Annotated in this window: 25 protein-coding genes; 20 read left to right on the top strand and 5 right to left on the bottom strand. The window is 50.4% G+C overall.

Translation table 11 applies throughout. From position 1 onward, the window contains the following. The first annotated feature begins 3 nt into the window (after positions 1 to 3). The 11 genes from sdaAA to ACEN86_RS12670 all read left to right on the top strand — a co-directional run bounded on the left by sdaAA (position 4) and on the right by ACEN86_RS12670 (position 13321). Positions 4 to 909, top strand: coding sequence for an L-serine ammonia-lyase, iron-sulfur-dependent, subunit alpha (sdaAA, locus tag ACEN86_RS12720; protein ID WP_495630998.1), 906 nt, complete (start codon positions 4 to 6; stop codon positions 907 to 909). 5 nt (positions 910 to 914) lie between these two features. After that, positions 915 to 2975, top strand: coding sequence for an alginate lyase family protein (locus ACEN86_RS12715; RefSeq protein WP_495630997.1), 2061 nt, complete (start codon positions 915 to 917; stop codon positions 2973 to 2975). Between the two features lie 236 nt (positions 2976 to 3211). Continuing rightward, positions 3212 to 4564: an ABC transporter substrate-binding protein gene (locus tag ACEN86_RS12710; protein WP_495630996.1), complete on the top strand. Its 1353-nt coding sequence runs from the start codon at positions 3212 to 3214 to the stop codon at positions 4562 to 4564. 155 nt (positions 4565 to 4719) lie between these two features. Beyond that, positions 4720 to 5673 carry a carbohydrate ABC transporter permease gene (locus ACEN86_RS12705; protein ID WP_495630995.1) on the top strand — a complete coding sequence of 318 codons (954 nt, stop codon included), beginning with the start codon at positions 4720 to 4722 and terminating at the stop codon, positions 5671 to 5673. Positions 5674 to 5706: 33 nt separating this feature from the next. After that, positions 5707 to 6531, top strand: a complete 825-nt coding sequence (locus ACEN86_RS12700) for a carbohydrate ABC transporter permease (protein ID WP_495630994.1) — start codon at positions 5707 to 5709, stop codon at positions 6529 to 6531. A 22-nt stretch (positions 6532 to 6553) separates the two neighbouring features. Continuing rightward, entirely contained in the window at positions 6554 to 7537 is a 984-nt protein-coding gene (locus ACEN86_RS12695; protein WP_495630993.1) for a Gfo/Idh/MocA family protein, read from the top strand. Next, entirely contained in the window at positions 7524 to 8357 is an 834-nt protein-coding gene (locus ACEN86_RS12690; protein WP_495630992.1) for a sugar phosphate isomerase/epimerase family protein, read from the top strand. The genes ACEN86_RS12695 and ACEN86_RS12690 overlap by 14 nt, the downstream gene beginning before the upstream one ends. Before the next feature lie 21 nt (positions 8358 to 8378). Next, entirely contained in the window at positions 8379 to 9716 is a 1338-nt protein-coding gene (locus ACEN86_RS12685) for a transcriptional regulator (protein ID WP_495630991.1), read from the top strand. Continuing rightward, positions 9709 to 10929 (top strand): M20 metallopeptidase family protein, encoded by a 1221-nt coding sequence (locus ACEN86_RS12680; RefSeq protein ID WP_495630990.1) that lies wholly within the window; start codon positions 9709 to 9711, stop codon positions 10927 to 10929. Before ACEN86_RS12685 ends, ACEN86_RS12680 begins: the two co-directional genes overlap by 8 nt. A gap of 96 nt (positions 10930 to 11025) precedes the next feature. Beyond that, a complete protein-coding gene (locus tag ACEN86_RS12675; RefSeq protein WP_495630989.1) occupies positions 11026 to 12321 on the top strand; it encodes a beta/alpha barrel domain-containing protein in 1296 nt (431 codons plus the stop codon). A gap of 13 nt (positions 12322 to 12334) precedes the next feature. After that, a complete protein-coding gene (locus ACEN86_RS12670; RefSeq protein WP_495630988.1) occupies positions 12335 to 13321 on the top strand; it encodes a dihydrodipicolinate synthase family protein in 987 nt (328 codons plus the stop codon). A gap of 32 nt (positions 13322 to 13353) precedes the next feature. Here the strand turns inward: ACEN86_RS12670 and ACEN86_RS12665 are convergent, their stop codons facing one another. Next, a complete protein-coding gene (locus tag ACEN86_RS12665; RefSeq protein ID WP_495630987.1) occupies positions 13354 to 13917 on the bottom strand; it encodes a PadR family transcriptional regulator in 564 nt (187 codons plus the stop codon). A gap of 225 nt (positions 13918 to 14142) precedes the next feature. Here ACEN86_RS12665 and ACEN86_RS12660 point away from each other — a divergent pair, with 225 nt between their 5' ends. Beyond that, positions 14143 to 14985 carry an aldo/keto reductase gene (locus tag ACEN86_RS12660; protein ID WP_495630986.1) on the top strand — a complete coding sequence of 281 codons (843 nt, stop codon included), beginning with the start codon at positions 14143 to 14145 and terminating at the stop codon, positions 14983 to 14985. A 120-nt stretch (positions 14986 to 15105) separates the two neighbouring features. On the opposite strand, the gene ACEN86_RS12655 is transcribed toward ACEN86_RS12660, so the two are convergent. Then, positions 15106 to 15750, bottom strand: coding sequence for an HAD-IA family hydrolase (locus ACEN86_RS12655; RefSeq protein ID WP_495630985.1), 645 nt, complete (start codon positions 15748 to 15750; stop codon positions 15106 to 15108). A 124-nt stretch (positions 15751 to 15874) separates the two neighbouring features. Here ACEN86_RS12655 and ACEN86_RS12650 point away from each other — a divergent pair, with 124 nt between their 5' ends. The 3 genes from ACEN86_RS12650 (at position 15875) to ACEN86_RS12640 (ending at position 18221) form a co-directional block, all read left to right on the top strand. Beyond that, positions 15875 to 17137 carry an MFS transporter gene (locus ACEN86_RS12650; RefSeq protein ID WP_495634298.1) on the top strand — a complete coding sequence of 421 codons (1263 nt, stop codon included), beginning with the start codon at positions 15875 to 15877 and terminating at the stop codon, positions 17135 to 17137. Between the two features lie 80 nt (positions 17138 to 17217). After that, positions 17218 to 17757 carry a GNAT family N-acetyltransferase gene (locus ACEN86_RS12645; RefSeq protein WP_495630984.1) on the top strand — a complete coding sequence of 180 codons (540 nt, stop codon included), beginning with the start codon at positions 17218 to 17220 and terminating at the stop codon, positions 17755 to 17757. A 2-nt stretch (positions 17758 to 17759) separates the two neighbouring features. Then, positions 17760 to 18221 (top strand): Rv1443c family protein, encoded by a 462-nt coding sequence (locus ACEN86_RS12640; protein WP_495630983.1) that lies wholly within the window; start codon positions 17760 to 17762, stop codon positions 18219 to 18221. A gap of 73 nt (positions 18222 to 18294) precedes the next feature. Here ACEN86_RS12640 and ACEN86_RS12635 read toward each other — a convergent pair whose 3' ends face one another. Both ACEN86_RS12635 and ACEN86_RS12630 read right to left on the bottom strand, forming a co-directional pair. Further along, the gene (locus tag ACEN86_RS12635; RefSeq protein WP_495630982.1) at positions 18295 to 19218 is read right to left on the bottom strand and encodes an AEC family transporter; all 924 of its coding nucleotides are present in this window, start codon (positions 19216 to 19218) and stop codon (positions 18295 to 18297) included. A gap of 198 nt (positions 19219 to 19416) precedes the next feature. After that, complete coding sequence (locus ACEN86_RS12630; protein WP_495630981.1) at positions 19417 to 20001, bottom strand: Ig-like domain-containing protein; 585 nt, start codon at positions 19999 to 20001, stop codon at positions 19417 to 19419. 238 nt (positions 20002 to 20239) lie between these two features. On the opposite strand from ACEN86_RS12630, the gene ACEN86_RS12625 reads away from it, so the two are divergent. The 5 genes from ACEN86_RS12625 to ACEN86_RS12605 all read left to right on the top strand — a co-directional run bounded on the left by ACEN86_RS12625 (position 20240) and on the right by ACEN86_RS12605 (position 24433). Continuing rightward, positions 20240 to 20668 (top strand): GNAT family N-acetyltransferase, encoded by a 429-nt coding sequence (locus ACEN86_RS12625; protein WP_495634297.1) that lies wholly within the window; start codon positions 20240 to 20242, stop codon positions 20666 to 20668. Positions 20669 to 20677: 9 nt separating this feature from the next. Continuing rightward, complete coding sequence (locus ACEN86_RS12620) at positions 20678 to 21205, top strand: GNAT family N-acetyltransferase (RefSeq protein WP_495630980.1); 528 nt, start codon at positions 20678 to 20680, stop codon at positions 21203 to 21205. A 22-nt stretch (positions 21206 to 21227) separates the two neighbouring features. Then, entirely contained in the window at positions 21228 to 22040 is an 813-nt protein-coding gene (locus tag ACEN86_RS12615; protein ID WP_495630979.1) for a DUF817 domain-containing protein, read from the top strand. A gap of 24 nt (positions 22041 to 22064) precedes the next feature. Next, on the top strand, positions 22065 to 22463 hold the full coding sequence (locus ACEN86_RS12610) for a hypothetical protein (protein WP_495630978.1): 399 nt from the start codon (positions 22065 to 22067) through the stop codon (positions 22461 to 22463). Between the two features lie 245 nt (positions 22464 to 22708). Further along, positions 22709 to 24433: a glycoside hydrolase family 13 protein gene (locus ACEN86_RS12605; protein ID WP_495630977.1), complete on the top strand. Its 1725-nt coding sequence runs from the start codon at positions 22709 to 22711 to the stop codon at positions 24431 to 24433. Between the two features lie 165 nt (positions 24434 to 24598). Here ACEN86_RS12605 and ACEN86_RS12600 read toward each other — a convergent pair whose 3' ends face one another. Beyond that, positions 24599 to 26086 (bottom strand): hypothetical protein, encoded by a 1488-nt coding sequence (locus ACEN86_RS12600; protein ID WP_495630976.1) that lies wholly within the window; start codon positions 26084 to 26086, stop codon positions 24599 to 24601. Between the last annotated feature and the right edge of the window lie 82 nt (positions 26087 to 26168).

Below are 26168 nucleotides of genomic sequence, written 5' to 3'. Positions count from 1 at the left end.
GCCGTGGAATTCAAGACGATTGAACAGCTGGTTCAGCTTGCGGAGCAGGCTGCGATCCCGATATCCGAAGTCATGATCCGGGAAGAGATGGCGGCAACCGACCACACCCGTGAATATGTGATCAGCCGAATGCAGGAGCATCTGGAGACCATGGAGCAGGCCGTAGAGCGCGGGCTCACCGAGGATATCAGATCGCACAGCGGTCTGACCGGCGGTGAAGGCAAGCGGCTTCACGCTTATGCCGCAAGCGGGAATACAATTTCCGGCACGAAAATGCTGAACGCTGTCAGCCGGGCTATTGCAACCAATGAAGTGAACGCCGCCATGGGCACAATTGTAGCAACTCCTACGGCCGGAGCTTGCGGTGTGATACCCGGATGTTTATTCGGGTTAGCGCCTGAGCTTGGGGTCAGCCGGGAGGCGATGGTCCGCTTCCTGTTCACCTCGGGAGCCATTGGAATGGTCATAGCGAACCAGTCCTTTATCTCGGGTGCGGCAGGCGGATGCCAGGCCGAGGTTGGATCTGCTTCTGCGATGGCAGCCGGGGCTGTCGTTGAGCTTGCTGGAGGCACGCCGGAACAGTCGGCCCAGGCTGTGGCCATCGCCTTGAAGAACACGCTAGGACTTGTATGTGATCCCGTCGCGGGTCTGGTCGAGGTTCCTTGTGTAATGCGCAATGCGATGGGAGCAGCGAACGCGCTGGTGGCTGCAGACCTCGCGATGGCCGGGGTCCGGAGTATCATTCCTGCTGATGAGGTGATCACAGCCATGTACCGGATCGGGCAGGCGATGCCGAATACCCTGAAAGAGACCGCGATGGGCGGCCTTGCAGACACACCCACCGGGAGGAAGATCAAGGATCAATTATTCGGTGATCCGCCACCTCAGCATGCAGAGAGGAGTGATTGAACCAAGTGAATACTCAGAAATTGGCACAGCCCCCGCGATTCTACTGGACAGAGGAAGATAAGGAATTTATCGTCTCCGCCTGCCACAGGCACTGGCCCGAGGAGGTCAAGGAGGTGCTGCACCGGTCCAATTTGGCCTGCGAGAATACGTTCATCTTCACTCATCGCTGGGACATGGAACGATGTACGGAACCCGTGAGCTTCCAGGATGAGATCAACTGGAATTATCGTCATCACGATGATCTGGAGTGGCTTGTCATGCTGAACCGGGCCAGATACATGAGCGAGCTCGGGCAGGCTTACTGGCTGACGAATGAGGATCGGTATGTGTCCGCGTATATCCGGCTGATGAAGGATTGGATCAGTCAGAATCCGCTGACTTTGCAGGAGCTGGACGCAAGTGCAGCCAGTGCTTACAACGTGAAGGATACCTGGAGGAAGCTGGACAGCGGGATAAGGATTACACACTGGTTAAAAGGATACTTCTGTGTCCGTACCTCTGCGCTGTGGACAGAGGAGGAAGAGAATCTGTTCAAGGAAGCGGTACACCTGCATGGCATTTACCTGAACCGCGCATATACTACGCATGACAGACAAAGCAACTGGGGATATCTTGAGACTAACGGACTGTTCCAATTGTCTCTGCTGTTCCCCGAGTTTGAAGAGTCCGCGGAGTGGATGGGGACCGCAGTCTCGCGGCTGTCTGAAATGGCTCCCATTCAGGTATTTGCTGACGGGATGCATAATGAGCAGTGCACCATGTATCATCATGAGGTCCTTCACTGCATCTTCGAATCCGTAAGGCTCAGTGAGGTTAACGGGATTCAGCCTCCAGACCCGCTTCGGCAGACCTTGGACCGAATGTATACAGCCACGCTCTCCTTTGTTCAGCCTGATGGACATCAGCCTATGCTTGGGGATAGTGATGGAACGGATGTAAGGGATGTGCTTAGCCGGGGAGCCTGTCTCTATGGGCGCGGAGAATTGAAGAGCCAGGCCTATGAGCACCTGGATTATGAAGGTATCTGGTATTTCGGCAGCGAGGGTTACCGCCGTTATGAAGAGCTGAAAGCCACGGAGCCCGAATTCTGCTCCACTCAGTTGGAGGATAGCGGTTATGTGTTCATGCGCAGCGACTGGTCGCCGGATGCCAAGTACCTGCTGTTCGATGCGGGGCATATGGACGTCATCCGGGCACACGGCCATGACGATCTGCTTCATTTCAGCTTATCCGCCTACGGCCAGGAATTTCTGGTTGATCCTGGACGCTGCACGTATATGGAGAACGAGGATCGGCGGTATTTCAAAGAGTCCCTGCAGCACAACACCATCTCTGTAGATGGCAGGACGATCTCGGAATATGTGGATTCATGGAGGTGGAAGGAGGAAGCAAGTCCGCTCGGCAGCCTATGGCGGAGCAGCTCCGCATTTGATTATGCGGAAGCAGGTCATGATGGCTATTGGAGACTTGCGCAGCCAGTTCAAATCAGGCGGCAGATTATATTCTTGAAGCCGGATTACTGGGTTGTAGTGGATACTCTTCGTTCTCATGGCGAGCATGATTATGAGCTTCCCCTGCATTTTGCCGAAGGAATGACCTTGACCGAGCTCCAGGAGCCGCGCGAGATTATCGCTTCAGCCGAGCAGCATGGTTCCTGTGCAGGCCCTTCTCTAAGGATCATCCCCGTTACGCCGGTACAGATCAGGTTCGAATCCTCGTGGGTGTCGAGGAATTATAACGAGAAGACGCCGGCAGTGAAAGCCGTACTTCAACAATCCGGTCAGGCGATAACTAGGTTCGTCACGCTGCTCTATCCCGAGAGGCCTGATGAACAGACCCAGCTTGAGGTGAGACTCGGAAGCTGCGAAGACAGCTATGGCCGGCGGGTGGACCCCAATTTGGCGACTGTGGTCGAAATTGTGCGGGATGATGCGGTGGATACCCTTCTCGTCTCCCATCAGGGTCCGAAGGGATACCAGTTCGCGGGTGTCCACCTGACAGGTGAAGTCTTGGCCGCACGCCAGAAGACAGGTATGACAGTAGAAAGTTTGATTTTGAAAATCTAATCTAGCATTCGCTTGCGGACAGAAGCTTGCAGCTTCTCCCGCACTTCTTAACCCATAATTGGAAGCGCTTCATCTAATAGAGTGAATAAATAGATATTATTATACGGCAATTTCGGTCTTATTAAGGACGTTGACCAATAAGAATGAACGGATTAGCTTTATGAATATAAAAGAAAGTAATTGCTGACATCACATGTGATTACTTTTGTTTATAAAATTGATTAAGGGGGCTTATCATGAAACATCTGGCATTCAAACGGGGAGCATTGATACTTGCTGTGCTTATGTTATCTTCCATCATTCTGTCCGCATGCTCAGGAAGTGATAAGAAGAATGAAGGTGCACCAAATGGAGACAAACAAGACCCAGTGGAATTAAGACTCGGCTATTACTCCTCTGCTCAGACCGACGCCAAGATGCAGGAACTGGTCAAGAAGTTCCAGGATTCCCACCCGAACATCAAGGTGAAAACCGAGTCCGCACCTTACGGACAATTCTTCCAAAAGCTGGATACACAGATTGCGGCGGGTAACGCACCGGATGTATGGCTGTCAGATGGGGTTCTCGTCCCTAAATATGCTGAACGCGGAGCACTCAAAGATCTCACCGACCTCATCGGCAAAGACTTGAAGCATGACGACTACTATGGACTGGATTTCAATAAAGATGTGAACGGCAAGTATTGGGGCGTACCTCAGGGAATTCAGATTGGAGTTCTCTATTATAACAAAGACTTGTTCGATGCAGCCAAGGTGGCTTATCCAACTACAGACTGGACTTGGGATGATCTGAAGGCCGCTGCCGAGAAGCTTACGCTTGATACTAATGGCAAATATGCCACAGATCCTGCATTCGACGGCAAGAAAGTGAAGCAGTATGGCTTAACTTTCTTCAGCATCACGGAAGGCTGGATGCCTGTCCTGAAATCTTTTGGCGGCGGAGTGCTTGACCCTACCCTGACCAAATCGATTATTAACTCTCCAGAGAACAAGAAGGCGCTGGACTGGATTGTGGATGGAATGAATCGGCACCTGCTTCCAACTCCTGCTGATCTGAAGAGCTTTCAGAGCAATATGGCTCCATTCCCGAGCAAGGCAGCCGCTATGCGGATCGGTATTTACGCACGGACGATGGATGCCAACAATGCCGGTCTGAACTATGATGTTACCCTTCTGCCAAAAGGACCTGACGGCAAACGGTTCTCCCCGGTTATCGCGAACAGCTGGGTGATCAACAAGAAAGCGGAGAACAAAATCGGCGATGCCGCTTGGGAATGGGTGAAATTCTGGGCTACTACGGACGATGCTCAGAAAGAATGGGCTTCACTCGGGGAGGCTGTGCCGGTCAAGAAATCCGTGGCTAACTCCGATCAGTTCCTGAACGGTAAGCCAGCCAACAAGAAAGCTTTCCTCGATAGCTTTGATTTCGCAGGTACTCTGGATGTCAATGCGGTATGGAGTGAGTGGGTAGGCAAATTCAATGACAGCATTAACCGTGCCTTCCAAGGTGAAATTCCGGTAGATCAGGCACTCAGCACCGCTGACAAAGATGTGCAGCAGGTACTTGACGAATTTTACAAGAAGAAATAACAGCACTTCATGAGCGGGTATATGGCGGTCCTGTCCACTTCTAGTGACAGGGCTGCCCGTACCCATTTAGACACTATAGGATCTGTCCATATAACCCCGCCGGATTTCCGGTATGGTAAGCAAAGCCGGAGCTCTGGAGAAAGTGAGGGATCGTGATGGGAAATACAGAACTCGCCCGTTCGGAAGTCAAGAATGTGGCCCGCAAGCGTAGAAAAAGACTGAACTCCGACGGAAAATGGGGCCTATTGATGGTTGCCCCTTATCTTGTTCACTTTGTTGTATTTGTTCTCGGCTCGCTGATCGCGTCTCTGTACTTCAGCTTCTCGGAATACGATATTCTTAACCCGCCGAAATGGACGGGGCTCGACAATTATACGAGACTGTTCAATGAGTCGATCTTCTGGAAGGCACTAGGGAATACCTTGTACTTCGCTGTTCTGTTCGTTCCGCTTCAGACCATCTTTGCCCTGATTCTGGCCACGGCGCTGAATCAGAAGCTTAGGGCACTTAAGCTGTTCAGGCTGGCCCATTTCCTTCCGGTTATTTCTTCCTGGACCGTTATTCTGTATGTAGCGGATGCGTTCTTCAATACGCGGTTTGGTCTGGCGAATGAGTTCCTGACCCGGATGGGCCTCGAGCCGCAGACATGGCTCCAGGATCCACATCTTGTGATCCCGCTTCTGGTGCTCATTGCGGTGTGGAAAGGGATCGGCTACATTATGGTGATTTTCCTGGCAGGGCTGCAAAATGTGCCCTCAGATGTATACGAGGCCGCAGAGATAGATGGAGCCGGCACGTTCAAGAAATTTCTGAATATTACAGTTCCTCTGATCTCGGGAACCACTTTTCTGGTTGTTGTGCTTAGTACCATCTCCACTTTCCAGGCATTTGAGCAGATCTATGTCATGACGGGTGGAGCACAGGATGCCACGGCTGCGGGCGGTCCTAACAATTCAAGCCTTGTACTCATGATCTATCTGTACCGCGAAGGCTTCTCTTTCCTGCGGATGGGCTATGCTTCCGCGATCGCCTGGGTGCTGTTCGTGCTGCTGTTTATTCTTACGATCGTACAGGTCACCCTGCAAAAGAAGTGGGTGCACTATGAATAAGCGCCGAGAACAATTGCAAGGAGGTTGCCCCAGATGAATCGATATAAACTCCGCAAATCCGTTAGCTATATCATCATTACGATCAGCTCGCTGATCATGTTCGTGCCTTTCCTGTCGACAGTCTTCAACTCACTCAAGAACTATGCCCAGTACACGGCTGTTCCTCCGAAATGGATCCCGAATCCGGTACAGTGGAGCAACTACAGCGAGGTATGGAAGCTGGGCCCGTTCGGTCAGTATACGATGAACAGCGCGATTGTCACCGTATTGTCTGTTATCGGAGCGCTGATCTCCTGCTCCATGGTGGCCTATGCTTTTGCGAGAATAGAGTTCCCGTTCCGGAATTCGCTGTTCATGGTGGTGCTGGGAACAATGATGATTCCGCCTGTCGTTCTGATTATTCCCCAGTTCGTAATCTTCAAGAATCTGTCGATGCTTGATACGCTGACACCGCTATGGCTGCTGGAATGGCTGGCACAGCCCTTTGGTATCTTCCTGATGCGGCAGGCCTTCCTTGCGATTCCGAAGGACTATGAGGAATCCGCTAAGCTGGACGGCTGCAATCCATTCCAGATTTACTTGAGAATCTTCATGCCCATGTGCAAGCCGACCTTCGCCACACTTGCGGTATTCACCTTCATGACGAAATGGAATGAGATTCTGTCGCCGGCGATCTTCCTGACCTCCAAAGAGAACTTTACTCTCCCAATCGGGATTCTGTCTCTGGGTGGTCAATATAACGGGAGCGAGCAGTACGTGGTAGCCGCTGCACTGCTGAGTCTCGCGCCGATCCTGCTGGTGTTCTTGTTCGCGGAGAAATATTTTGTCCAGGGCAGCAATTCAGCAGGGATTAAGTGAGAACTGAAGGGAGGAATACCGCATGAGCTACAAGGCAGCTCTAATCGGCGGGGGGATTATTTCAAGGAACCATTTGAATGCCATCCGCCAGTTGCCTGAGATGACGGTCGTCGCCGTGGCGGATCCCGATCTGTCGAAGGGAACTGCACTCGCTCAGGAGTATGGTATAACCCCTTATGCGGATTACCGCGAGATGGTCCGGGTGGAGAAGCCGGATATCGTTGTCATCGCGGTCCCGCATTATCTGCACCGGGAGATTGCGGTCTGGTGCTGCTCCATGGGGTGTCACCTTCTTCTCGAGAAGCCTATGGCTCTGACTGTGAAAGAGTGCGATGACATTATGGAGGCGGCAGGCCGCGCCGGCGCTTCCGTCCTTGTCGGCCACACTCAGCACTATCTTCCTGCGAATATTCAGGCGAAGAAGCTGATTGAGAGCGGAGAGCTTGGAGAGCTTATCGCTATCCAGGATACCCGCCATCTTCATTATTACAAGGACGACCGCCCCGACTGGTTCTTTGAGAAGGCCAAGTCGGGCGGGGGAATTATGATGAATCTGGGCGCCCACTCGATCGACAAAATCCAGTTCATTACCGGGGACCGGGTTGCCCGTATCCGTGCGGCACTTAGTTATTACGGCCCCAAAGGCGATGTGGAAGGCAGCGGCATGGTCTTCCTGCAGACCGCGGGCGGCCTGTCCGCCACTATCGTTCAGTCTGGTTATAAAGGTGTATCCGCAGATTCGACAGACCTGATCTTCACCCGGGGAATGGCCAGGCTTAGTTCTGGAAAAGGACTGTGGATCTCGCGGAATGGACAGTATGAGCCGTGCGAGCTTGAGGTTCAGGAGGATCCCTTTGTTCTGCAGTTCAAGGACCTGCTTGAGGGGATTAGATCGGGAGAGGAGCCGGAAAGCTCCGGCGCTTACGCCAGAACTGTAATTGCGGCCATCGAAGCCATATACGCCTCGGATGCGCAAGGAGGGGAGCAGTTCCTTGAGACACGCTAATGCTAAATTCCCGTGTTGGAAGTACAGCCTTTGTTCAACCGGCCTGAAATCCAAGTCTTTGCTAGAGGTGCTTGATGCGGCGAAGAGTCTATCTCTGGATGGGGTAGAGCTGTGGTCGCAGCATATCGAAGATTTCGTTACCCAAGGCGGAACTTTGGAGGAGGTTCGGGCGCTTCTTAAGGAACGGGAGCTAGAGGTTCCCGCCATAGCATCATATACGTATTTCTCGAAGTGTGCAGAAGATATCGGGGAAGATATGGCAGAGATCAGCCGGGTGGCCGGGCTCGCACAGGAAGTAGGAAGCCCGCGAATCCGTACTTTTGCCGGGCATGTACCCTCGGCCCACGCAAGCGCAGAGGAATGGAACCAGACCATGAACGCCTTAAGGGAGGCATCCGCCCGCTGTGCCGAAGCAGGAATCCGGCTGGCAGTCGAAATTCATAACAATACGTATGCAGACTGCCTGGAACGGATCAGGGCACTCACGGAGGAAGCCGGGTCCGCGAGCATGGAGCTGATCTATGACCCCTTTAACCTTTATGTCGACCGGCAGGATCCCATGCCTGTGCTTACAGAGCTATATCCTTGGATCTCGCACGTGCACTTCAAGAATTACCTCTGGAACCACCAGAACTGGAGTCTCAGTGAGCCTGTTCCGGTTCTTCAGGGAGATTGTGACCACAGAACCCTGATTGCTCACCTGCTTGCGTCTGAATATGATGGATACATTTCGTTTGAGTATTTTGGAGATTCATGCCTTAGTCTGGCCCGTCGTTCTCTCGCAGAAATTCAGACTTACCTGCACCATGTTCTTTCGTAAATAGGCATGGAGGTGATCAGCATGACCCTGAATTTAAAAGTCGCCGTAATCGGTCCACAGGATTTGGTACGGGCGGTCATGGAGCTTGGGTCCAAATATGAGGGTCTTACGATGATTCCGGCAGCGTATCAGCATGAGAAGGATACCCTTCAGCTCGCTGCAGAGGTGGGCACCTCGGCGGATATTCTCCTGTTTACGGGTCCCATTCCCTATCAGATTGCCCTGGGATTAATCAAAGATAAGCCGATGGTCCACGTACAATACTCCGGAACTGCGCTGTATAAAGTTCTCTTCGACTTCATTCGAGACGAGGTTCTTCACCTTGGAGATAACGGGCTTAAGATCAGTGTGGATGTCCTCGACCGGGAGGAGATCGAAGAGCGGTTAACGGAAATCGGCATAACTGATTACGAGCTCTATGTAAAAACCTATACCGTTGGCATCGAGACCGAGGAACTGGTCTCTTTTCACCATCAGCTCTGGAGAGAAGGCAAGGTTAAGGTCACCGTTACCTCGGTTACCTCGGTATATGAACGGCTTAAGCAGCTGGGTGTTCCTGTGTACAGAGTGGTTCCCACGCTTTCCTCCATCAGGGATACGCTGAACCGGGCTCTGCTCGAAGCCAAGAGCCTCAAGTTCAGCAGCACCCAGATTGCAGTAGGGATTATGAACATTGATAATTTTATGAAGGTTTCCAAGGAAGTTGCCTCCGAATACGAGCTTCAGCGCAAAAAACTTGTGCTGCAGCAAATCCTGCTGGATTACGGAGAAGAGACACAGGCGTTGATTAAATGGACCAATGGGGACGAGGTCTCCTTCATCACCACTAGAGGAATCATTGAACAGACGACGAGGAAATTCCAGGAGGCTCCGCTCCTGCTCGAGATTATGGAGAAGCTTCAGTGGAAAGCCAGCATCGGGATTGGGATTGGCCGGACCGCCAATGAAGCCGAAGGCAAGGCAAGAGAGGCCCTGCTTAAAGCGAAGCTGAGCGGAGGCGGGAACTGCTTCCTGATCATGCAGGATGGTCTTGTGTATGGACCTATGGGCTCGGAGCTGATTCTGGAATATTCGGTACGCAGCGAGGATCCGCAGCTCCTGTCCATTGCCAAGAAGGTTGGTCTCAGTGTCGGCACGATCAACAAGCTGCAGTCGTTCTGTAACAGACTGGGGACGACGACGTTCACAGCTTCCCAGCTGGCTGAAGGGTTCGGCATAACCCTGCGAAGTGCACGGCGGATCATGGCCGTGCTTGAGAAGTTCGAGATTGCCCGAATTGTAGGGGAGGAGCAGCCGGCAGGACGCGGCAGACCCCGTCAAATCTATCACATTACTTTAGAAGGAGCCGGCCATGAATAGAGAGAGCATTTGGACAAAAGCCCTGTCACTAAGTGAAGATCTCACGGCCATTCGCCGACATCTGCATAAGTACCCGGAGCTCGGCTTTGAAGAAGTACTGACCTCGGCATATGTAGCCGAGGAGCTCGGCAGGCTGGGTCTGTCTGTACAGACCGGGCTTGCCGGTACAGGGGTCGTGGCGCTGCTCGAAGGAAGCCGCCCCGGACCGGTTGTCGGGCTTCGCGCCGACATGGACGCACTCCCGCTTCAGGAGCAGACGGGACTGCTCTTCGCCTCCCTGCATGAAGGGCGGATGCATGCCTGCGGCCACGATGGACATATGGCGATGCTGCTTGGCGCAGCGCGTATCTTGACCGGCCTGCGCGAAGAGCTGGCGGGGGCGGTGAAGTTTATTTTTCAGCCGGCAGAGGAAATGCTGGGCGGTGCCCGGCATATGATTAAAGCGGGGGCGCTGGAATCGCCCCGGGTAGATGCGATTGTCGGCCTGCACCTGTGGCCGGATCTTGCAACCGGCCAGTTCGGTCTGCGGCCCGGCACGATTATGGCCAGCATGGACCACGTGAATATCACGGTCCATGGGACAGCCGGGCATGGCGCGGCTCCGCATCAGGGAGTTGACGCGATTCTGGTCGCCGCGCAGGTGATGACCGCGCTGCAGTCGCTGATCAGCCGGGAGAGTGATCCGGCCGAGCCTGTTGTGCTCAGCATGGGATCCATAGAAGGCGGAAGCCTGCCGAACATCATTGCCGACCGCGTAGTGATGAAAGGCACGGTCCGTGCGGTCCGCGAGGATACGCGCAAGCGCATGGCCAAGCGAATTCAGGAGCTTGCCGGCAGCGTAGCAGCGGGAATGAACGGCCGGGCTGAGGTCAGCTACATCTATGGCTATCCGCCAACGGTGAACGATCTGCAGCTGATCCAGTTGGCAGAAGAGACACTGAGGAAAGCTCCTCAAGAGGTATCGATGGTTCATCTGGAACATTCGCAAATGACAAGTGAAGACATGGCTTATTATATGGACAAAGTACCGGGGGCCTTTCTGCTCGTGGGTGCCGGAGGCAGCGGGCGAGGTGAATTTCCGCTTCATCATCCCCGAATGACGATTGATGAGAAGGCTCTTACACATGGCGCAGCGTTTCTGGCAGATTTTACACTCAGGATCATGGATGAATTACATTCTAACGCAAAATTCCAGGTGAAAAATTCCATTTGATAACTCTACGTAAAATTCCTCCTGGGGGACAGGAGACAGCATGCAAAGTGTGGAATAGAGTCTTCAAGGACCTTGATCACATACAGGGGGTTGAAGATGATGAATGGGCCTATCTTACCGGCGAGGCCGCTTATCGGCAAAGAGGTGGTATCCCGGATAGAGGCTGATTATGAACGTTTTCGGGAAGGCATGCCTGATCAAGTTGAACATTATATTTTGGAACGTTATGGAGTAGATGTCTCATCACGGTACGGTGCTGCGTCCATAAGAAATCCCTTTGGCAAAGCATCTGGACAGCTATCCGTCAATATGGAGCAGGTCAGAGCGGATACGAAAGCCGGACTTGGATTTGTTGTCTTGAAGACCGTCATTGCCGAGAATCAGTATGGGAGCCGGTCGATGAAGGAGTGGGCGGTGAAGGAGACACGAATGGTGGTGAATCAGATCACCGGCAAGGAGACGGGAGAGCTCGGATGGAATGTGACCTGGAGGGGAAGAGGATGGTATGGCAGCCTGAAAGCCTATCTAGATTTCTTCAGGTCCGCCCTGGCAGAAGGAAGAACCCGCGGAACCGTCATTGTTCCCTCCTGCAAATATCACCTGCCAAGCCAAAGCGATCCCGGTTATCAGCTTGATGAATATCGGTACACAACCCAGATGTTATATAAAGTATGGAAGGAATCCGGACAATCTGGGCCGCTCCAGATGGAGAAGGATTTCAGTCCTACAGTAGCTGGTTCCGGTCTAGCCGGTCAAAAGTACACGGTGCTGGAGTGGCTGAGACAAGTCCCTTATCTGATCAAAACCTCGGTTCCCGAAAGCGACATTCAGCTTGGAATCAAGCTGATGAACACGATGTTCGATGACCGCTTCCAGCTTGAATCCTTCCGATGTCTTCTGGAAGAAGGCCAGGCCAGGCCGGATTATGTGGTGTATGCGAACCGGCTGTATGATTCGCGGCTCAAATTTCTGGGCAAGGAAGGCGCAGCCTACGGAGGCCCCGACTTAAGCAACCGTAATCTCCGGATTCTATCCAGGCTCCGCAAGCTGGAAGTTCAGGGTAAGCTGAAGAGACCAGTGCCGCCTTTATCCGGGACGGGAGATGTGCATTCCGGCAAAATGGCCGTGGAGTACGCCCTTCGGGGGGCGGAAAGTGTGCAGATGCATACGATGTTCCAGCGGCCGAACTCGGCCTTTGGCATGCGCACGGGCAGTAAGACCGAGCGGGCGCTGCATGAGCTGTATTTTCACCCCGCTGAAGGACTGATCACCTGGATGCTGCATCTGAAGGAACATCAGGAGATTAGCAGTCAAGATGGCATTATCCGGTTCAGGGATCTAGCCTCCTGGTATCGGAACGGGGGCAAGGAATACTTTCTGTACATGGTATAGGAGGACAACATACATGCGGAATTATAAGCAAATCAGGGAACAGCTGACTGGAGGCATAATCCCGGCTGTTCCTGTTCCTCGTTCGTCAGATGGCACCTTACACACAGAGGCTCATGAGAATTATGCGAAATATATGGCGGAGCAGAGGATTCTAGGGGTGGCCTTATGGGTGCATACCGGGAGAGGCCTGCAGCTAACCCGTCCTGAGAGGGAGTATATTCTTCGCAGCTGGAGAGCCCATCTTGGACCGGAGCGGACAATCGTAGCCGGTGCCGGCTCTCTTATCGATCCGGCTTGGGGGGCAGAGGAGAGGACCATGCGCTGGTACGCGGCCAGCCATGAGATGGCTGCCGATGCCATGAACTGGGGAGCAGATGCTCTGCTGGTCTTCCCACCGGTCATCTTCCGTGACCTTCCTGATGCTGAGCGGGACGAAGCCATTATTGCCTATCATCAAAGCTTGGCGGATCAGGGTTATCCGCTGATCCTGTTCTACCTGTATGAAGAGGCAGGCGGCGTTAAATACACGCCCGAAGTACTTAAGCGATTGCTTGAGCTCCCTCAAGTGATCGGAATCAAGGTCGCTACACTCGATAGTGTCATGACGATGCAGGATATTTCCGCCCAGCTCCAGACTCATTTTCCGGAACAGCTGCTGTTCACAGGTGAGGACCGGATGTTCGGCTACTCCCTCATGCGCGGTGCGAGAAGTGCGCTGGTCGGTCTTGGAGCTGCCTTTCCTAACATCCAGGCCGATCTGATCCAGGCGTTCAGAGAAGGGCACTATGATCAATTCATGGACCTGTCCGCCAGGATTGACGGTTTTGCTGAAGCTGCATTTGTAGCGCCCATGGATAAATATATTTTGCGTATGCTGTGGTGTCTGGTGCTTGCCGGCGTGATTCCAGAGGAAGCGGCTGGTGAGCTTGCGGGTTATGAGATGAGCAAGGAAGAGATCCATATTCTGCAAGAAGCCATAACGATCAACCGGCTATATTAGTAGCTAAATCAAATCTCTCCGCTATGGCAGGCCTAGGGTGTGTCTTTCTTTCTGGGTGAGACGGGTCCTGAGCGGTTCAGGTCATCTAAAATCGTGTTCATCTGCACCTTGAGTTCATCGAGAGCACTGCGGAATCGTTCCCAGTGAAAAGGGTGACCTACCGTCGCTTTCTCGGCTTTGCCGATGAGCAGCAGCAGCTCGGACAGCTCGTCCTTAAATTCCTTGCCGTGTCCTTCTCGTTCAATCCGGTACAGCTCCTTACGGTAAGCAGAAGCCCCATACAGCTCTTGAATCGGCATGTCGTTAAGGAACTGCCGCCCCGATTCGGTCAGACTATATACTTTCTTTCCTTCGATGGCCTCAGACGAGATTAATTTTCTGGTCTCCAGCATATTCAGAGTCGGGTAGATGGATCCGGGGCTGGGTGCATAGATTCCGCCGGTCTCTTCCTCAAGCGCCTTGATCATCTGATAGCCATGCTTCGGACCCTGGGTGAGCAGCTCAAGTAGAGCATATTTCACACCTCCGCGTCCAAAAAAGCGCTTCTTCCGTTCGTTTTTCCCACTACCTGCTGGCATAGATTCCGAATTCTCCATGGTCTACAATCTCCTATGTATTTACAATTTTATATCTATCTGAACTTCCGTCACTCCGTATCGAGTTCACTCTTTAGTATAATTCATGAAAATTACCTTTCAAAGGGAATATTAAGCCGCGCTTGGGTAAGTATCAAATATGTGCCTTCTTTTCTTTTCGGGTGGGATTTCCTATAATGTTCATGAATTAACTCAGCAATTACATTCTAAGGAGGATTCACATCCATGCCTAACCATTTACAAGATACGGTGAAGTTGAACAACGGAGTAGAAATGCCTTGGTTTGGTCTTGGCGTATGGCAGGTCAAAGACGGCGATGAAGTCTTGAGCTCTGTGAAGACCGCAGTTCGTCACGGTTACCGCAGTATCGATACCGCCGCAGCATATAAGAACGAAGAAGGCGTAGGACAAGCTATCCGCGAGGCACTTGAGGAGAATGGACTTAAGCGTGAGGAGCTGTTCATTACGACCAAGGTATGGAATGCGGATCAGGGATACGAATCGACTTTGTCGGCAATCGATGCCAGCTTAAGCAAGCTTGGGCTTGACTACGTGGATCTATATTTGATTCATTGGCCTGTTAAAGGCAAATATAAAGAAACCTGGAAGGCACTCGAGAAGATCTACCAAGATGGCAAAGCCAAGGCCATCGGGGTGTGCAATTTCCATGTGCATCATTTAGAGGATTTGATGGAGGATGCCAAGGTCATTCCAGCATTGAATCAGATCGAGCTTCATCCTTACTTAAGCCAGAAGGAAATTCGTGATTTCTGTGCGAAGAAAGGAATTGCCGTGGAAGCCTGGTCTCCACTTGCTCAAGGCAAGGTGGTGAAGGATGAGACCATTCAGGCGATTGGTAACAAGTACGGGAAAACGGCGGCTCAGGTTGTCCTTCGCTGGGACCTTCAGAACCACATCATTACCATCCCGAAATCGGTTCATGAAGAGCGGATCACCGGCAATGCGGATATCTTCGACTTTGAATTAAGCCCGGAGGATATGGCTGCCATTGATTCATTGAATTTGAATGAGCGTACGGGTCCTGATCCGGACAATTTCAATTTCTAGACGGGGCTATTCGGAAATATATTTTAAGTTAAGTTACACCATCTAGTACAAATCCACAAAAGGCTGGAGCCGCTGCTCCAGCCTTTTTCTGCTACGTGGAGACTTTTGCCTCCTGCTGATTTAGGTAGGTCTGGTTATCTCTTGTGTAATGAATCGTAATAATTCTCCAGGAGTATGACATATAAAGTCGGGAGAGGACTGAGCAAGCAATTCATGCGAATCAAATCCCCAAGTCACCGCAATAACTTTGACGTTGATTTTCTTGCAGGCCTCAATATCGCGCAGTTCATCGCCCACGTACAGGAGTTCATTTGTTGACAACCCCAGTTTTTTTCTCATGCTTGTGATCGCTTTGTGTTTGCCAAATAAGTTGGTGGCAGAATGAATACAATCAAAGTAATCCATATGGTGAAGCTGTATAAACTTATGAATATTCTCCTCCGTATTGGAAGATAGGATACCAAGGGAATAGCCCTGATCTTTCAATTCCTTCAACATCTCACTAACCCCGCAAACAGGCTCCAACTTGCTGATTTCCCGCTTGTATTCTCTTTTACCTTCAAGCAATAAGGCCGGGAGTTTATACATAGGGACCTTCAGCACTTTCAATCTCTCCGGGATAGACATATTGGACAGCGCCGGAATTTCTGTGTCAAGAATCCTTCTGCCTCCGTATTTCGCACCCAGCTGATTAAAGATCTGAATCGTTAATGTTTTGGAATCGACCAGAGTTCCGTCAAAATCAAAGATTAGATAAGGCTTCATTTCCGGGCTCCACCTCTAGTTTTAGTTATCTCTTTAATAAGACAAACAGCAAGACAGGAAAGTTATGTATAGTTTTTCGTGAAATTTACATTTTCTCTTTTCAAAGCTCCCAAAATGTGGCATGATTCCATTTAAACTATATACGAAAAGAAAGGGAGGGAGACAGGTGAGCAAAGCTGCTGCTGTGATGAAATCCGCTGTAAACAGCGCCACCGTATTTCCAATATTATTTGCTGTCAGTATCGTTCATTTGCTGAATGATGCCATGCAGTCGGCCATTCCGGCACTATTTCCGGTTCTTAAGGATTCGCTGTCTCTGACCTATGGACAGATCGGCTGGATCACCTTTGCCATGAATATTACAGCCTCTGTACTGCAGCCGGTTGTTGGCATCTATTCAGATCTTAGGCCGAGACCCTACATACTTCCTTTCGGTGTCTGCTTCACGCTGCTGGGTGTGGTCCTTGTGGCTTTCGCTCCAAGTTACTTATTCATCCTGCTCGCAGTCACGCTGATCGGTATAGGCTCGTCTGTATTCCATCCGGAATCATCCCGTGTTGCTTATCTGGCGGCGGGTCCCCGGCGGGGGTTGGCCCAGTCCATCTTTCAGGTCGGCGGGAACTTCGGAAGCTCCCTAGGGCCGCTGATGACCGCACTGATCTTCGTCCCGCTTGGACAGTTCAGTGTGATCTGGTTCAGTATCGCGGCGCTCATTGCAATCGGGATTCAGTACCGGGTTGCCAAATGGTACAGTGCCCAGGAACTGAAGCCAAGGACCAAGGTCTCCCCAGGGCAGTCTCCTGTCAGAAGATCGTTGTCCAAAGCGAAGGTGATTGCGGCGATGACGATTCTGGTGCTCCTTGTCTTCTCCAAGAACGTGTACATGGTCAGCATTACAAACTTCTATTCGTTCTTTCTGATTGATGGGTTCGGGATTACCAAACAGACCGCGCAGTGGTTCTTGTTCGCTTTCCTGGCCTCTTCAGCTGTTGGAACGTTCTTCGGCGGACCGCTCGCAGACCGTTACGGGAGAAGAAGCATCATATGGTTGTCCATTCTTGGCACCGCGCCGTTCTCTCTGCTTCTGCCTTACGCCAATCTGTTCTGGTCCGGCGTTCTGGTTGTATGTGCAGGTTTTATCCTTTCCTCGGCGTTCTCGATTATTGTTGTATATGCCCAAGAGCTTATGCCAGGTAAGGTGGGTCTGGTCTCAGGCCTATTCTTCGGCCTTGCCTTCGGACTCGGAGGGATTGGCTCAGCTGTGCTGGGGCATTATGCGGATGCAACCAGCATCACCAATGTTATGAAGGTATGTGCCTTCCTGCCTTTGATTGGGCTGCTTACAGTATTCCTGCCTAAAGATAAAGAGCTTCAAGAAGCGGTGTAAGTCGCTAGATGTGCAAATCATAGCTTACCTTTATATAGACACAATGAGTCGGCCGCAATTCCGGGCTGGGGAGGGTGCATATGTTCAAGTATGTCATTGATGAAGGCTTATCGTTGAGGCTGCTGGATATCCGGGACGCTGCCCGGTTATTTGAACTTACCATGCAGGACAGGGAGATGCTGGCCGAATGGCTGCCTTGGGTTATGCACACGCATACGGTGAGTGATTCGGAGAATTATATTAAGTCCCAGCTTGAGGAGTTTGCCCGCGGGAGCAGCCTAAGCTGCGGGATTGTGTATCAAGGCGAGGTGGTGGGCTGCATTTCTCTGATGGATATCAGCCAGGCTAACCGCAAAGCTGCCATTGGTTATTGGCTTGGTTCCGCTTATCAAGGCAGAGGACTTATGACTGGGGCTTGCAAAGCCTTGATTGATCATTCGTTTGGGGAGCTTGGACTCAACCGGATCGAGATCAGGGCTGGAGTAGGCAATCAGAAGAGCAGATCTATCCCGGTAAGACTTGGCTTCACCGAGGAAGGGGTCATCCGGCAGGCGGAGCTGAATGGGGACCGGTATATCGATCATGTGGTCTATGGTATTCTGGCCTCGGAGTGGACCTAAATATGCGGTTCATCATGCAGTCCACAATAAAAGGAATTTCGCCGGACAGATTATGGGAACATTTGCAGTCTCCAGCCACTTTCCAAAAGGTCAGTGCTCCGTTAATGGCTTTTCACAGCAGGGATAGCGGGGGTTATCCCAATAGGTGGGTAGAAGGCAGCTCGTATCCTTTACAAATGTATCTGCTCGGATGGATACCGCTGGGTCATCACACCATCCTATTCAAAAAAATAGATTATTCCGCGAAGCGAATATCAACGGATGAACACGGTCTGCTCCTTAAGTTCTGGCAGCACACTATGGAAGTTAGGCCTGATCCGGATTCACAGGCGGTCCTGTTTAGGGATACGCTTGAGGTCAGGAATGGAATTCTTACGCTGCCGACATACCTGGGAGTGTATGTGTTCTTTATCTACAGGCATTGGAGAATGAAGCGGCTGATTAAGAACGGAAGGTTAGACTAATAAAGAGAGAACGGCCTGAACGGGCTGTTCTCTCTTTTTGCTACATGCTTATGCAGATCTCCCCAGGACAATCTCAGGCTACGAATTTAGTCAAGGAGATTAGCCCGGTTATGGTAATTACATTAAGAAGAGTAGAGATCAGGATCGTCTGTGCGGCAAAATCCGGTTCATTCTGATATTCTTCAGCCAGAATCGAGGTGTTGACGCCAACCGGCATGCCGGAGGCAATGAGCAGCGCTTGGGCTGGAATCCCCTTGAGACCGAGCAGCAGGATGAGAATGAAGCCAACAGCAGGTGCGAGCAGCAGCCTCAGTCCCACACTTAAGTAGACCTCGATTCGGTCCAGCCTTAGCGGATATTTGATAATCTGTGCCCCGAGCGTCAGCAGGGCGATGGCTACCATGGACTGGTATCCATATTGTAGAGGCTGGTAGATGAACATCGGAAGCGGAACACTGAAAATATGCATCACGAGTCCCAGCACCAAGGCATAGGGAACGGGCATTTTCAAGAACCCTTTGATCGCATGGCGGTATAAACCTTCCGTCTTCGCTCCTTGAATGGAGATGACCCCATAAGTGAATGTAACCAGACTGTTCATCGACATAATGAGGGCCTGTATCGAACCGGCAAGAGGATCCCCCTTGAAGGCCAAAGTGTTGATCGGCAGTCCGTAATTCCCGGCATTGTCTATAATCAGACTGTTCGAGAAAGCCGCCTTCATGCCTTTGGTGAATTTACGCTGCCTTGATACGAGCGTAGCGACTCCGTACAGAATCAATACATATAAGGTATAGAACAGGGCCACATTGCCGAAGAGCGCAGGCGACATTTCTGATTTGTACATGCTGATAAAGACCGCCGCGGGGGTTATGTAATAAAAGTTGATTTTGGTTAGTGTATAGAGATCAAGCTGGAAAATATACTGCATCACGGAACCAATACTGATTAGTATAAATATGGGCAGCACGACTTGAACAAGAATGTCTGCGATCATGGGTATGAATTCATCTTCTTTCCTTGGGATCTTGCTGGCAGGACTGTCGGCGCTGACCATTATACCATGCCTGGGGTCGAGCATGAATTAGATATTTCAGGAAGAAGGGGCATTGTGACGCAACAAAAAAACAAGGTTGCACTTAGTGCAGCCTTGTTGCTAAGAGAAAGCCGGCTAGTTCACCCAATTACATATGAACTAATGTGAGAGATAAGGGTTAACCACCAGGACGGATGCTGTAAATTGCTGTCCTTGATACCAAGCGGTTATTTGGGTCAGGCCCGGGTGGATTCCTGTGAGGTTTCCTTGTGAATCAATCTGGGCAATATCAGGATTCTTACTGGAATATTGAACCTGTGAATTAATGGTTTGGACAGAATTCGGAGAGTTCTTGAACAAGGCCACTGTATCAAGTGTGTCTCCGACAGTGATCGAGTACTCATTTGAATCTAAATAGAAGCTTCCAGGTGTAGACACAAGAATAGTTGTGTAAGGAGGCGGATTATCTTTAAACCCGCCAACTATAATGGTATCTCCTGATCCAGGAGGATTAGGGAGACTGATCATCCCGCCTTCACCGTGGTCCGTCGTGTATCCGCCGGATGTGTTCGGTTGGGTAGGAAAGGTAACTACGACACTCGTTTTGATGGTCACTTCATTTTCCAACTTGATGACGTTCTCCTCAGCGGCATAACTCACCCCGGATGCAGACAGGGTCAACAGGAATCCGGCAGCTAAGATAAAAGATTTGTATGTGAGTCCGTGTGAAGTCGATTTAGTCATGAATATAACTCCTTTCATGTATTGATATATTTACAATTATGGTATTATAGCCCAATAAATAACAGGTACTATATCTTTAATTCTTCAGAATTACTTCCTACCTAAGTGCGAATTCTTACGAAATGGTATAATGGGATAAATTCTATTAATCTAAGTTGATCCGCACAATGATCGTAAGGAGGGAACCTGAATTTCAACGATATCTATTCGAGAGCATTTGAATACCGAACCGTTACCGATGAACCTGCTGCTCCTGGCCGATCCCGATGAACATAGGATTCGAACGTATATACATAGTGGTTCCGTCTTCAAGTTGCTGGAAGGAGAGCAGGTAATGGGCATCTGCGTGCTGGTGCCTCGTTCGGATGACAATGCCGAGATCGTTAACATCGCTGTAGCTGAAGAAGCTCAGGGCAGAGGCTTTGGAACACGGCTGCTTCGGCACACCCTAGATGCTGCCCGACGGGCAGGTTATGTTCGTCTGAAGGTGGGAACTGGGAACTCCAGCTTGAACCAGCTGGCCTTTTACCAGAAGAATGGTTTTCGTATAGTGGACGTCTTGCGGGATTATTTTGTCAAGAATTACGATCAGCCCATAGTAGAGAATGGAATCCTTTGCAGAGATATGATTATGTTAGAAATGGACTTACACGGAATGAAAGGATAAGAAGACAACGTGATTAGATATCGAACAATGACTATAGAAGATGCGGAATGCATTGCACATATTGACCGGTCGGAGTATATTGAGAAGGTTTATAGGGCTGAGGGAGGCCGGATTGAGGAAGTCCAGGCCGGGCATGAATGTCCGACATGGGACCAGCCCCACTTGGAAGAGCTGAAGGCACGGTACCGGGATCAACTGCGCGGCGGCGGGTATGCTTATGGCGCATTTGACGAAGATAGACTGGCCGGCTTTGGGGTTCTGGCATTTAAGCTTCGGGGACAAGACCAGAACCAGCTTCAGGTGGATCTGATGTACGTATCGAGAGCTTACCGGAGACAGGGGATTGGGAGGACCGTGATGGACGAATTGAAGCGGGAAGCGATCCGCCGCGGGGCTGCCTACCTCTATGTATCCTCTACCGAAACTCAGTCCGCAGTGCAGTTCTATACCCATTGCGGGAGCCGGCTGACTGCTGAGGTGGATGAAGAGCTGTACCGGCTGGAACCCGAAGATATTCATATGGTGATCAAGCTGTAAATCTGTAATTTGGTGGTGAATCATGATATTTTGGCGTAAATTGTGGGTGTTTGGCTGGAAAGAGGCACTCTGCTGTATTTTTCCGGTGATTATATTTGCCTCTCTGGCCATAACCAAGTTCATTCATGTCCCTTACGTGCCCAGGTACGATTTGATCCTGATGATCTGTATCGTGGCCCAGGTGGCCATGGTGTTATTCAGTCTGGAGACGATCGATGAGCTTAAGGTGATCTGTCTGTTCCATATTATTGGACTGGCTCTCGAGCTGTACAAAGTACATATGGGGTCTTGGTCTTATCCCGAGCCGGGATGGAGCAAAATATATGGCGTGCCCCTCTACAGCGGCTTCATGTATGCGAGTGTGGCGAGTTATATCTGTCAGGCCTGGAGGCGAATGGACTTGCGGATTACCGGCTGGCCGGGTCCTGTTCTCCCGTGGCTGATCAGCGGGGCGATCTATTTGAACTTCTTCACTCACCACTATATTGGTGACTATAGATGGGTTCTGATTGTACTGTTATGTCTCATATTCTATAAGACACAGATCTATTTCAAGATTGAGGAGCTAAGCTTAAGGTTGCCGCTAGTTGTCTCTTTTCTGCTGGTTGGATTCTTCATCTGGGTGGCCGAGAACATATCTACTCTGCTTGGTGCTTGGCGCTATCCGGATCAGGAACATGCATGGCAGATGGTTCATCTTGGCAAAATCAGTTCCTGGTTCCTGCTCGTGGTCATCAGCCTGATCATTGTCGCCCAGTTGAAGCATGTTAAAGGCCAGCGTGACCGCAGTGATCCAAGGCCTGCCCTGCAGCCTGAAGTCGATGTGCCTAACTGAATCTGTTTTGCGGGAGAGTTGTTCATGAAGAGAAAAGGTTATATGTATTATATTATCTGGATCATTGGCGCGCTTCTATTGCTCTACTATGGTAATCATTATTTGACTGATGTGGCACGCCAATCGGAAGTAGACTTCAATATTAAAAGAGTAGTGTGGGTGAGTGCAGCCTACGCCTTTGTTCTGGGAGTCTATTTGAGTGCTCTATTGGGTCTGCCTGGCAGGTCCAATTTCAACAAGCCGATGTTCATCGCCGTGTTCCTTCCAAGCTTTATTCTGCTGATCTATGTGCTTCTGTCCAGTTATACAAAGCTGCCTGCTATCCCTTATTATGATGATATTACCGGTCGTAACGGTCATTTTTACTTAGGTGTGATCAGCGGACTGTCGCTCATCAAGAGTTTGTTTGAACTGAGAAGATAGACGATTAAGGTAATTATAAGAACCACCGCTAGGCTCATGGGCCATGCTGTGGTTCTTTTTGTAATGAAATGAGGAATGAGAATTCCCAAATTATTTTTTTGAGAAATCTAGCGACAAACAGAGGGAAAAACGTTAAAATAGTCACAGAAATATTAGTGCAATCGTATGCACAAAGTTAAGGCACGCGAAATTTGCACACGACGAATCATATAATCAGGACAACTTATAGATTTAAAGGAGCGGTTATGAAAAGAATTTGGTGGAAAGAAGCAACGGCGTATCAGATTTATCCCCGGAGTTTTATGGACAGCAACGGTGACGGTATAGGTGATCTTCAAGGGATCATTTCCAAGCTTGATTATTTGCACGACCTCGGAATCAATGTCATTTGGATCTGCCCGATCTTTAAGTCTCCCAATGACGATAACGGATACGATATCTCCGACTATCAGGACATTATGGAAGAGTTCGGCAGTATGGAGGATTTCGATCAGCTGCTGCACGAGGTGCATGCACGCGGCATGAAGCTGATTCTGGACCTGGTGATTAACCATACTTCAGACGAGCACCCATGGTTCATTGAATCCCGTTCCTCCAAGGATCATCCTAAGCGTGATTATTATATATGGAGTGACGGACAGGATTCTGCTGAGCCGAATAACTGGGAAAGTATCTTCGGGGGTTCGGCATGGGAGTATGATGCGGATACTGAGCAGTATTTCATGCATGTCTTCTCAACAAGACAGCCCGATTTGAACTGGGAGAACCCGAACGTGCGCCGGGAGTTGTATGAGATGGTGAATTGGTGGCTGGACAAGGGAATTGACGGTTTCCGGGTAGACGCTATCTCACATATTAAGAAAATAGCCGGATTCCCGAATATGCCGAACCCGGAGGGGCTTAAATACGTTCCTTCCTTTGACGGTCATATGAACCGTGAAGGCATTCACGAATTCCTGTTGGAATTGAAGCAGGAGACATTCGACAAGTACGACATTATGACCGTTGGCGAAGCCAGCGGCGTATCGACCGAACAGGCGGATCAGTGGGTAGGAGAAGAGAACGGCAAATTTAATATGATTTTCCAATTCGAGCATTTGGCCTTATGGAACAAGAGTGTGACCGGGGGGCTGGATATTAAAGCTCTTCAAGAGACGCTTAGCCGCTGGCAGAAAGGTCTTGAGGGAAGAGGCTGGAACGCACTCTTTATTGAGAACCATGACCAGCCTCGCTCAACGTCCACTTGGGGGAACGACCAGGAGCACTGGCAGGCATCGGCCAAATCTTTGGCTGCCATGTACTTCCTTATGCAGGGAACGCCTTTTATCTATCAAGGGCAGGAGATCGGGATGACGAATGTACAGTTCGATTCGATTGAGGATTACAATGATGTGGCCATTAAGAACCTCTACCAGCTGGAGCGCGAAGCAGGGAAGAGTCATGAAGAGATCATGCAGATTATCTGGAAGAACGGCCGGGATAATTCCCGGACACCTATGCACTGGAACGGCAAGGCCAACGCAGGCTTTACAACAGGTACGCCGTGGCTGAAGATTAACCCGAATTATCCTGACATCAACGTGGAGCAGCAGATTCAGGACCCGAACTCGATCTACCACCATTACAAGAGATTAATCGCACTTCGTGCGGCAAATCCGGTTATCGTGTATGGTACTTATGATCTTGTGCCGCAGCAGGATCCGAATCTCTATGCATACAGCCGGACACTTGGCAATGAGAAACTGCTAGTGATCTCGAATCTCTCAGCGAACGAAGCGCTGTTCGACTGCCCGATCGAATGGGTATATGATTCTGCGGAGCTGCTCATTCATAACTATGAAGCCGATGCTTCGGAGAGCATCCAGACGCTGGCGCTCAAGCCGTATGAATCCAGAGTATATTTGCTGGTCACTGCAGATGTAGATCAGGAACAGAAAGCGGAAGACACGGTAGAACAGCCTGTACTGTAACCGAGTTCTCTAGGGTTATCTGACAGGTAGTATTCTAAGTAGCAATTCGTAGAATTGATTCTTAAATAAGATTCTTAAATAAGATGCATAACAAGAAGCCCTGTCCAAGTTGGACAGGGCTTCTTGTTTGCATTTTTATTAAATTGATGAAACGGGTTGCTGCCTTTATCTCGGAACATAGGCCCGAACGACCTGTACTTGGGCCCGGTAAGATTTACCCTGATATTCGGCCGTGATGTAGGTGATCCCCGCATGTACGCCGTTAATGTTACCATCTGGGTCGTATTCTACGACTTTTGAATTATCGCTTTTGAAAATGCACTGATTCGTCACATTATGGATGCTCCCATCTTTATCTTTGAAGAAAGCGGCAGTATCCAGAGAAGTTCCAGCGGTTAAGGAATATTCGTCCGAGTCCAGATAGAAGCTGCCTTCTAACGGGGACTGTTCTTCACCAGCCAGCTTGGTCAGCTGCAAAATGTACTGATCGCTAACGGGGATGGTTCCCATTAATACAATTCCGCCGTCTGGCCCTGCAGTCCCCCGGCCCTGACCGTATAATTTCGAGTCAGGAAGAAGCGTATAGTTCAGGATCTCTCCATTCTCATCTACCATTAACACTTCGAATAAACTCTCGTAATCAGGATAGGAGCCTTTCTGAACATTCCCGATCAGGGCGTATCCCTGTCCGGTTCTTGCGACAGTGGTGAAGAGATCCCGATCTGCGCTGGGATCATAGCTTTTCTCCCACATTACTTCCCCGGCTGCATTTACTTTGGATAGATAAGTGATATCATGGCCATCCTTCTCCCCGGAGCTGGCAATCACATAGGCTCCGTCACCAGATGCCGTGATAGAATATGCATTACGGCCGGAATTTGGCTGGACGAATTTCTTGGTCCACAGTTCCTCGCCTTCGGCGTTCAGTCTAGTGACGAGGGCGCCGTCATTTCCGTTATCACCGATTATGGTATCAAGAGTGCCCACGGCGATGGAACCGCCATCTGGAGCAGCAATAATATCATTGTAGTGTTGATTGCTGCCGAACCGGTACCAATTGAACCACACCTGCTGTCCCCGGGCGTCTGTCTTGAGCACATAGGCTGAATCTTCGCCAGAGGCCGAAAGGGTATAGCCGGTTACAACAAATCCGCCATCTTCGGTCTCGGCGACCGAATCTCCATTCGTATTAGCACCTCTATCAAATACTTGATCCCATTCCACGGCACCTTGTGCAGTAAGTTTGGTTAGGAAAATAGCACTATGAGGTCTTCCGTCATCACTGCTGAAAGTTCCACTGACAATAAATCCGCCGTCCTTGGTCTCAATAGCCTTTTTGGCATAAGTATATTCTCCATGCTGAATCTTCTGCTGCCACTGTGTGTTTCCAGAAGAATTCAGCTTCAGAACATAAGCCTCGGTATCTCCGTCACTACTCTCTCTGGTGTCACCTGCGGCAATATATCCTCCGTCCGAGGTAGGGGTTACACTGCTGCCATTTGTGGACAGGTACTCCTTACCGAACTGATGGGACCATTCCATAACGGGTTGTCCGGTCGCGGCAGAAGCATAACTGTGACCTGCTAGAATCCCTGAGGCTAGGGTGAGGCAAGCCAGAGCATAACGGGTATTACGGATAATGGATTGGATCAAACTTCGACACTCCTCGCAAAAATTTATTAATCAGTTGTGTGCAGGTATGTACGTGATAGTGAGCTATTGATGAGTTATACAC

The sequence above is a fragment of the Paenibacillus sp. Paensp111 genome, from assembly GCF_059492195.1.
The sequence above is the reverse complement of the archived record's forward strand: the minus strand, read 5'-3'. Positions and strand labels throughout refer to the sequence as shown.

What these genes read in the sequence shown, in the direction of transcription:
- ACEN86_RS12710 (WP_495630996.1), top strand. Translation starts at nt 3,212, where the DNA reads ATGAAACATCTGGCATTCAAACGGGGAGCATTGATACTTGCTGTGCTT.
- ACEN86_RS12705 (WP_495630995.1), top strand. Translation starts at nt 4,720, where the DNA reads ATGGGAAATACAGAACTCGCCCGTTCGGAAGTCAAGAATGTGGCCCGC.
- ACEN86_RS12700 (WP_495630994.1), top strand. Translation starts at nt 5,707, where the DNA reads ATGAATCGATATAAACTCCGCAAATCCGTTAGCTATATCATCATTACG.
- ACEN86_RS12695 (WP_495630993.1), top strand. Translation starts at nt 6,554, where the DNA reads ATGAGCTACAAGGCAGCTCTAATCGGCGGGGGGATTATTTCAAGGAAC.
- ACEN86_RS12685 (WP_495630991.1), top strand. Translation starts at nt 8,379, where the DNA reads ATGACCCTGAATTTAAAAGTCGCCGTAATCGGTCCACAGGATTTGGTA.
- ACEN86_RS12680 (WP_495630990.1), top strand. Translation starts at nt 9,709, where the DNA reads ATGAATAGAGAGAGCATTTGGACAAAAGCCCTGTCACTAAGTGAAGAT.
- ACEN86_RS12675 (WP_495630989.1), top strand. Translation starts at nt 11,026, where the DNA reads ATGATGAATGGGCCTATCTTACCGGCGAGGCCGCTTATCGGCAAAGAG.
- ACEN86_RS12670 (WP_495630988.1), top strand. Translation starts at nt 12,335, where the DNA reads ATGCGGAATTATAAGCAAATCAGGGAACAGCTGACTGGAGGCATAATC.
- ACEN86_RS12665 (WP_495630987.1), bottom strand. Translation starts at nt 13,917, where the DNA reads ATGGAGAATTCGGAATCTATGCCAGCAGGTAGTGGGAAAAACGAACGG.
- ACEN86_RS12660 (WP_495630986.1), top strand. Translation starts at nt 14,143, where the DNA reads ATGCCTAACCATTTACAAGATACGGTGAAGTTGAACAACGGAGTAGAA.
- ACEN86_RS12655 (WP_495630985.1), bottom strand. Translation starts at nt 15,750, where the DNA reads ATGAAGCCTTATCTAATCTTTGATTTTGACGGAACTCTGGTCGATTCC.
- ACEN86_RS12645 (WP_495630984.1), top strand. Translation starts at nt 17,218, where the DNA reads ATGTTCAAGTATGTCATTGATGAAGGCTTATCGTTGAGGCTGCTGGAT.
- ACEN86_RS12640 (WP_495630983.1), top strand. Translation starts at nt 17,760, where the DNA reads ATGCGGTTCATCATGCAGTCCACAATAAAAGGAATTTCGCCGGACAGA.
- ACEN86_RS12635 (WP_495630982.1), bottom strand. Translation starts at nt 19,218, where the DNA reads ATGATCGCAGACATTCTTGTTCAAGTCGTGCTGCCCATATTTATACTA.
- ACEN86_RS12630 (WP_495630981.1), bottom strand. Translation starts at nt 20,001, where the DNA reads ATGACTAAATCGACTTCACACGGACTCACATACAAATCTTTTATCTTA.
- ACEN86_RS12625 (WP_495634297.1), top strand. Translation starts at nt 20,240, where the DNA reads ATGAACCTGCTGCTCCTGGCCGATCCCGATGAACATAGGATTCGAACG.
- ACEN86_RS12615 (WP_495630979.1), top strand. Translation starts at nt 21,228, where the DNA reads ATGATATTTTGGCGTAAATTGTGGGTGTTTGGCTGGAAAGAGGCACTC.
- ACEN86_RS12610 (WP_495630978.1), top strand. Translation starts at nt 22,065, where the DNA reads ATGAAGAGAAAAGGTTATATGTATTATATTATCTGGATCATTGGCGCG.
- ACEN86_RS12605 (WP_495630977.1), top strand. Translation starts at nt 22,709, where the DNA reads ATGAAAAGAATTTGGTGGAAAGAAGCAACGGCGTATCAGATTTATCCC.